At 30.4% G+C, this 6,352-nt stretch carries 6 protein-coding genes; 2 read left to right on the top strand and 4 right to left on the bottom strand.

Going from position 1 to position 6,352, the window contains the following annotated elements:
• The 4 genes from AB1Z17_RS00690 to AB1Z17_RS00675 form a co-directional block, all read right to left on the bottom strand.
• On the bottom strand, positions 1-1,328 hold a 1,328-nt coding region (locus tag AB1Z17_RS00690; protein WP_368049869.1), incomplete at its 3' end, for a DEAD/DEAH box helicase.
• A 31-nt stretch (positions 1,329-1,359) separates the two neighbouring features.
• Positions 1,360-1,986, bottom strand: a complete 627-nt coding sequence (locus AB1Z17_RS00685) for a class I SAM-dependent methyltransferase (protein ID WP_368049868.1) — start codon at positions 1,984-1,986, stop codon at positions 1,360-1,362.
• A gap of 5 nt (positions 1,987-1,991) precedes the next feature.
• Positions 1,992-3,590: a M1 family metallopeptidase gene (locus tag AB1Z17_RS00680; RefSeq protein WP_368049867.1), complete on the bottom strand. Its 1,599-nt coding sequence runs from the start codon at positions 3,588-3,590 to the stop codon at positions 1,992-1,994.
• A gap of 110 nt (positions 3,591-3,700) precedes the next feature.
• A complete protein-coding gene (locus AB1Z17_RS00675) occupies positions 3,701-4,207 on the bottom strand; it encodes a hypothetical protein (RefSeq protein WP_368049866.1) in 507 nt (168 codons plus the stop codon).
• A gap of 202 nt (positions 4,208-4,409) precedes the next feature.
• Between AB1Z17_RS00675 and clpP the strand changes: the two genes are divergently transcribed.
• Together clpP and clpX are read left to right on the top strand one after the other, a co-directional pair.
• Positions 4,410-5,069, top strand: a complete 660-nt coding sequence (clpP, locus tag AB1Z17_RS00670) for an ATP-dependent Clp endopeptidase proteolytic subunit ClpP (protein WP_368049865.1) — start codon at positions 4,410-4,412, stop codon at positions 5,067-5,069.
• A 19-nt stretch (positions 5,070-5,088) separates the two neighbouring features.
• Positions 5,089-6,330 (top strand): ATP-dependent Clp protease ATP-binding subunit ClpX, encoded by a 1,242-nt coding sequence (gene clpX / locus AB1Z17_RS00665; protein WP_368049864.1) that lies wholly within the window; start codon positions 5,089-5,091, stop codon positions 6,328-6,330.
• Positions 6,331-6,352 lie beyond the last annotated feature (22 nt).

The following is a 6,352-nucleotide window of genomic DNA, read 5'->3' as shown; positions in this document are numbered from 1 at the left end:
TTGCGTTTCTGACCTCTGGTTTTTGGTTTTTTATACTTTTTAGCAATTTCTCTTCGGTAAGAACCACCTAAATTCACCCTGCTATTTTTTTCTTTTTTCTCATGAAAAGCTGGACCGCTTGGTTCTGTTAGTGTCTTTTTTCTACTGCTTTTTTCTGGTTCAACTTTAGGCATTTCTTCATCAATCAGTTGTGTCGAAATTAAAATATGCTCAGGAAGGTCTTCAACATCAATTTCAGTATTCATTAACAATTCAATTTCGCCTAAATATTCAGCCTCTTCTTCATTAAATAATGAAATTGCAGTACCTTCTTGTTCAGCTCTACCTGTTCTACCAATTCGGTGCATATAATTTTCAGGTTCTTCAGGAATATTAAAATTAATTACGTGACTCACATCTGTAAAATCCAAACCTCGCGCAATAATATCACTTGCAATTAACACATTAAAAAAACCTTTTTCAAAATTAGTTACAGCTCGTAAACGATAATTTTGGGTTTTATTAGAGTGAATTACATTTGTATCACCCGGAATTAAACCTTCTAATTCTTCGTATAAAATATTAGCTTGTTTCTTATTTTTTACAAATACCAACACTTTTTTAAAAGTTTCTTTATCCTTGAGTAATTGCACTAAAAAATTAACTTTTGTGTAAAAATTTGGAACAGGATACGCCAATTGTTTTATAGTATCTAAAGGACTTCCGCTTGCAGCGACTTCAATTTTTATTGGAGATTTAAAAAAGTCGTGCAGTAAATCGTTCACTTCTTTTGTTAAAGTTGCAGAGAACAAAATATTTTGCCTTTTTTTAGGTAATAAATCTAATAAAGTTATCAATTGTGCTCTAAAACCAAGATTCATCATTTCATCAACTTCATCAATTACCAATTTCTGAATTTGTTTTAATTTTAGAATACCATCCAGTGCTAAATCTAACAATCTACCTGGGGTGGCAACTAAAATATCTTGACCTTGATATACAACTTGTTTTTGCTTATTTAAGTTTGTACCTCCATAAACTCCTGCAAAACGCACATTAATATAAGGAGTTAAGTTTTCAATCTCTTGAATTACTTGAACAACCAATTCCCTTGTTGGCACCACAATTAAAACACGTGGATGTTTTTGTTCGGAAAAGGTGAGTTGTTTTAGTATTGGCAATAAATAAGCATAGGTTTTTCCAGTTCCGGTTTGTGCAATACCAACCATATCTCTACTACTCATAATTACATTAAAAGCCTTCTCTTGAATAGGAGTTGGTGTTTCAAAACCCATCTCATTAAGGGCATCGAGTAAAAAGCGGTTTAAGTTTAAATCGGAAAAAGTCATTTTTTTATTTTTTGCAAATATAGACCTTAAATTATATTTCAAAGGTTATCAATCTATTATTCACGGTAACTTTTGAAAAACCTATATTTTTTTCAATCCATTTAAAGGTGTTTTTGAGATAAAATATTACGTGTGTATTGTCTTCTTTATAATACCAATTTTTAAAAATTATATTTTCTGAAAACAAATCGGTCATACAATACAATTTACCACCAGGTTTTAATAAAGTTTTTAAACGTTTAAATTCTTGCAACGGATGGTGAAAATGTTCAATAACTTCGCAACAGACAATAAAATTATAAGTAGTTTTTAAGGCGTTTAGATTGTTATCGAAAAAAGGATCGTAGGTTGTAATACTATAATTTTTGTTGCGTAGTAATTTGGAAATAACTGGACCGGTTCCGCAGCCAAAATCTAATCCAGTAGAAGTGTTATTAAAATCCTCTTGAACAGCATTTACAATAGGATTTACAAATTTTTGATATCCTAAATCGTTTACATTATTGTTGTGCTCTAAGTATCTTATTTTTTCATTATTAATTGAAGGATAATAGTCTGGATGCATTAAAATAGCAGCGCAAGTACCACATTTATAATATTTAGCGTGGTTATTTGTGTAAAATAAGTTTGTTTTACTATTGCAGAGTTTGCATTTCATTGCTATTAATCATTAGCTATTTCAAATAGTAAATTCACATTTGGATCGTAGTTAATTTCTTTTACATCCAAATCTTTAGTCAACACTACAAAAGGTTCTTTTTTTGTTGTTACCTCAATGGTTTTAACTTCTGAAGTTCCATCGGAATAAACAAGTTCTATATCTAGTGGAAATTGAAAAGTGTTTTCTTGAAGTTGCTCTACAATTATTCGCAATTTACTTCCTCCATGAATCCAAGTAGTTTTTATTTTAGGCTGTCCTGTTTTATAAAGCCATTGTGTAAAAAAAACATCTAAATTTTTACCAGAAACCTGAACCATTACATTTTTAAAATTATTTGTGGAAGCGTTTTTAAATTTGTAAAAATCGTAATAGGTTTTAATGCCTTTCCAAAAGTTTTCTTCACCAACTTTATTTTTAAGCATATGCAAAACCCATGCTCCTTTTTGATAAGAATTTGGGTTTAATAACTTCATATAATTGGTTGTTTTTGAATCGACAACAGGAGTTTGTTGCACCTTATAAAAATTCAACACTTTTGTGCGTTCTTCATTTAAACGATTTTTAAACGCAGCTTCGCCATCACTCTTTAGAATGTACAAATCGGTTAAATAAGTTGCAAAACCTTCGCTTAACCATAAATGTGCCCAATCTATTTCTGTGGCAGAATTCCCGAACCATTGATGTGCAATTTCGTGTGCAATTAAATCTTTATGTTCTTGATTTCCAGTAACAGATTTTTCAAAATAAAATATATTTCCTGCATTTTCCATGCCACCAAAACGTGTTTTAGATTGTACATTTGCTAATTTTTGAAATGGATATTCACCAACATTTTCGATAAAGAAATCTAAAATGTCTTTAGCTATAGAAAAATCGTTAAATCCGTCTTCTTTTGTTTGCGGATATACCCAAGTCGAAACTGGAATATTATGTGTTTCTCCAATGTTTTGCACCGCAAATTTGGCAATGCCAACCACCATTACTTTTGTTGGTAATGGCACATCGGTTTTATAGTGATATTGTTTTAGATTTTCGCTTAAATTAGTTTCTTCAACTTCAAAACCATTTGCAATTGCCTGATAATGGTTTGGAGCCTTAATTATATACTCAATTGTTGCTTTGTCTGATGGATGATCTACACAAGGAAACCAATTATGTGCTCTGTTTGGCCAATTATCACCAAAAAAAGTACGATCGCCATGTATATTTTTAGAAATTATTAAACCATCTTTTGGAACACCACTATATATTATTTTATAGGTATATGGTAAACGTGGAAATACATGTTTGGCCTCAATAGTTAGTTTATGATTTTTTTGACTAAAATCTACAACAATATTGTTTTGGTAAACGCTATCAACGCTCATTCCCATTCCAGTTGAATCTTTTGCAATTAAATCTAATTCAAAATTAGCTGCCGATTTTTTAAATTTGAGAGAAACCTCCATTTCGGCATTAATCACGTTGGTACTATCATTAACTGTAAGCGTTAATTTATAATGTTGTACATCTAAAGTATTAAATTGAGGATTGTGTGTTTGCGCAAACAGGATGCTGTTAAATCCGATAAAAAGAAAACTAAGTTTAACAATAAATTTCATGAGGAATTGTATTTTAGAATTTCAAATATACTTAAAATCAAAACCAATTGTAAATAAAAATGGGTCTGAAAGTGAAAAACCTTCAGACCCATTTTACTAAAACTAAAAAATCAACTTTTATTATAAAGTTTTACAATTTCTAAAATATCAACCAATTCTTTGGCTTCAATCCGTGCTGCAATTTGTGGAGCGTCACTTAAAAAATCGCCAATAATTTTTCTGAATTTATTGCTTGAAGAAGGTATTTTAATTAATTCATCAAACACTTTTTCAATATAAAAAATGGTTTTGCCATTATAATATCTTTCATAAAGATTTAGTTTTTCTCCAATTACAACTTTTTTAGCCATAATCATTTCTCCAGAATTATAAATTCTACAAAAAATGTCTTCGCCTCTATTATAACATTTAATAGTTTCTATTTCAGGTCTTTGTTCAATACCCTGTTCATCAATATACGTTAAATGTAATAGGCTTTTTGCATCGCTAATTTTTTTAATTTTCACATTAGCAATGGTGTCGTAATGTTTAGTTACTATAGTTCCATTTTCAAATTCTTGCGCATAACTATTTAGTGTAAAAATAACTAATAGTAATAGTACTAATTTAGATTTCATTGTATGTTTTTTTATTTTAATAATTAATTTTAGAATATCACTATAAAGGTACTTAATAATATTATGCATGCATAATAAAAAGAACGCTTTTTTGTTAAAATACTGTTATATAAAATCATTCTAAATTTACTATTTCAGTTAGAGCCTTAATATTTCATGAATACTTCTTATCTTTACCCCCATAATTTTATAAAACTATAAAATGGATTACGGAAAAGAATTTAAAAAGTTTGCTACTAAACAACAAGGAATTAGTAGCACGTATTACGATAAGATTGTTAGCAGTGTAACACCTTATATTATTGAAGAGCGTCAGTTAAACGTTGCACAAATGGATGTGTTTTCTCGTTTAATGATGGATAGAATTATATTTTTAGGAACTGGAATTGATGACTATGTAGCGAATATAATACAAGCACAATTGTTATTTTTAGAAAGTGTAGATAATTCAAAAGATATTTCAATTTACATAAATTCACCTGGAGGCGGTGTTTATGCTGGATTAGGTATTTACGATACCATGCAATTTATAAAACCAGAGGTTGCTACAATTTGTACTGGAATGGCAGCTTCTATGGGAGCAGTTTTAATGTGTGCTGGTGAAAAAGGAAAGCGTTCTGCGTTACCACACTCACGTATTATGATTCACCAACCGTTGGGTGGTGCTCAAGGTCAAGCAAGTGATATTGAAATTACTGCGCGTGAAATTTTAAAATTGAAAGATGAATTATATCAAATAATTTCAAAACATTCTGGACAAACTATGGAAAAAGTTCATGGAGATTCAGACCGTGATTATTGGATGAAGGCTGAAGAAGCAAAGACTTATGGAATGATTGATGAAATTTTAGTAAGAAAGTAAAAAACAACTGAATAAAAGAATGGCGAAAGATGAAGTTTTAGAATGTTCGTTTTGTGGTAGAAAAAAACCAGAAACGGATTTGTTGATTGCAGGTTTAGACGCACATATTTGCGATAAGTGTATCGAACAAGCACATGGAATTGTGATGGAAGAAATAGCTGAAAATTCTTCATCTTCACTTACTTCTGAATTGATAGTAAAAAAACCTTTAGAAATAAAGGAATTTATAGATCAATATATGATTGGACAAGACCAGGCAAAACGTGTAATGTCTGTTGCAGTTTACAATCACTATAAAAGGTTATTACAACCAAACACCAAAGATGAAGATGATGTTGAAATTGAAAAAAGTAACATTATTTTAGTTGGAGAAACAGGAACAGGTAAAACATTAATTGCGCGTACAATTGCAAGAATGTTAAATGTACCTTTTTGTATAGTTGATGCAACAGTTTTAACAGAAGCTGGTTATGTTGGTGAAGATGTTGAAACTATTTTAACACGCCTTCTGCAAGCTGCAGATTACGATGTAACTAAAGCAGAACGCGGTATTGTTTTTATTGATGAAATTGATAAAATAGCACGTAAAGGTGACAATCCTTCCATTACACGCGATGTTTCTGGTGAAGGAGTGCAACAAGCTTTATTAAAATTATTAGAAGGTGCAGTTGTAAATGTACCGCCAAAAGGAGGAAGAAAGCATCCAGATCAAAAATTTATTGAAGTTAATACAAAAGACATACTTTTTATTGCTGGTGGGGCATTTTCAGGAATTGATAAATTAATTGGAAAACGATTAAATAGACAAGCGGTTGGTTATAGCGCTTCTATAAAAGTTGATAAAGTAGACGAAGATAATTTATTGCAATATATTATTCCTAGCGATTTAAAAACATTTGGTTTAATACCAGAAATAATTGGTCGTTTACCTGCATTAACACATATGAACCCTTTAGATGCAGAAACGTTAAGAGCAATTTTAACAGAACCAAAAAATTCTATTATTAAACAATATCAAAAGTTGTTTAAAATGGATGGTATAGAGTTTTCTATTAATGAAAAAGCATTGAAATACATTGTAGATAAAGCAGTTGAATATAAGTTGGGAGCTCGTGGTTTACGTTCACTTTGCGAAGCTATTTTAACAGATGCTATGTTCGAACTTCCAGGGACGGATGAAACAGAGCTTAAAGTAACAGAAAAATACGCCGATAATAAAATTAGAAAATCAACTTTAAAGAAATTGAAAGCGGTTTCTTAGTTTTAGTCAAAAGTCAAAAGTC

Origin of the sequence: Lutibacter sp., assembly GCF_040883305.1 — a bacterium.
Lineage (GTDB): Bacteria > Bacteroidota > Bacteroidia > Flavobacteriales > Flavobacteriaceae > Lutibacter.
The sequence above is the reverse complement of the archived record's forward strand: the minus strand, read 5'-3'. Positions and strand labels throughout refer to the sequence as shown.

What these genes read in the sequence shown, in the direction of transcription:
- AB1Z17_RS00675 (WP_368049866.1), bottom strand. Translation starts at nt 4,207, where the DNA reads ATGAAATCTAAATTAGTACTATTACTATTAGTTATTTTTACACTAAAT.
- clpP (WP_368049865.1), top strand. Translation starts at nt 4,410, where the DNA reads ATGGATTACGGAAAAGAATTTAAAAAGTTTGCTACTAAACAACAAGGA.
- clpX (WP_368049864.1), top strand. Translation starts at nt 5,089, where the DNA reads ATGGCGAAAGATGAAGTTTTAGAATGTTCGTTTTGTGGTAGAAAAAAA.
- AB1Z17_RS00680 (WP_368049867.1), bottom strand. Translation starts at nt 3,590, where the DNA reads ATGAAATTTATTGTTAAACTTAGTTTTCTTTTTATCGGATTTAACAGC.
- AB1Z17_RS00685 (WP_368049868.1), bottom strand. Translation starts at nt 1,986, where the DNA reads ATGAAATGCAAACTCTGCAATAGTAAAACAAACTTATTTTACACAAAT.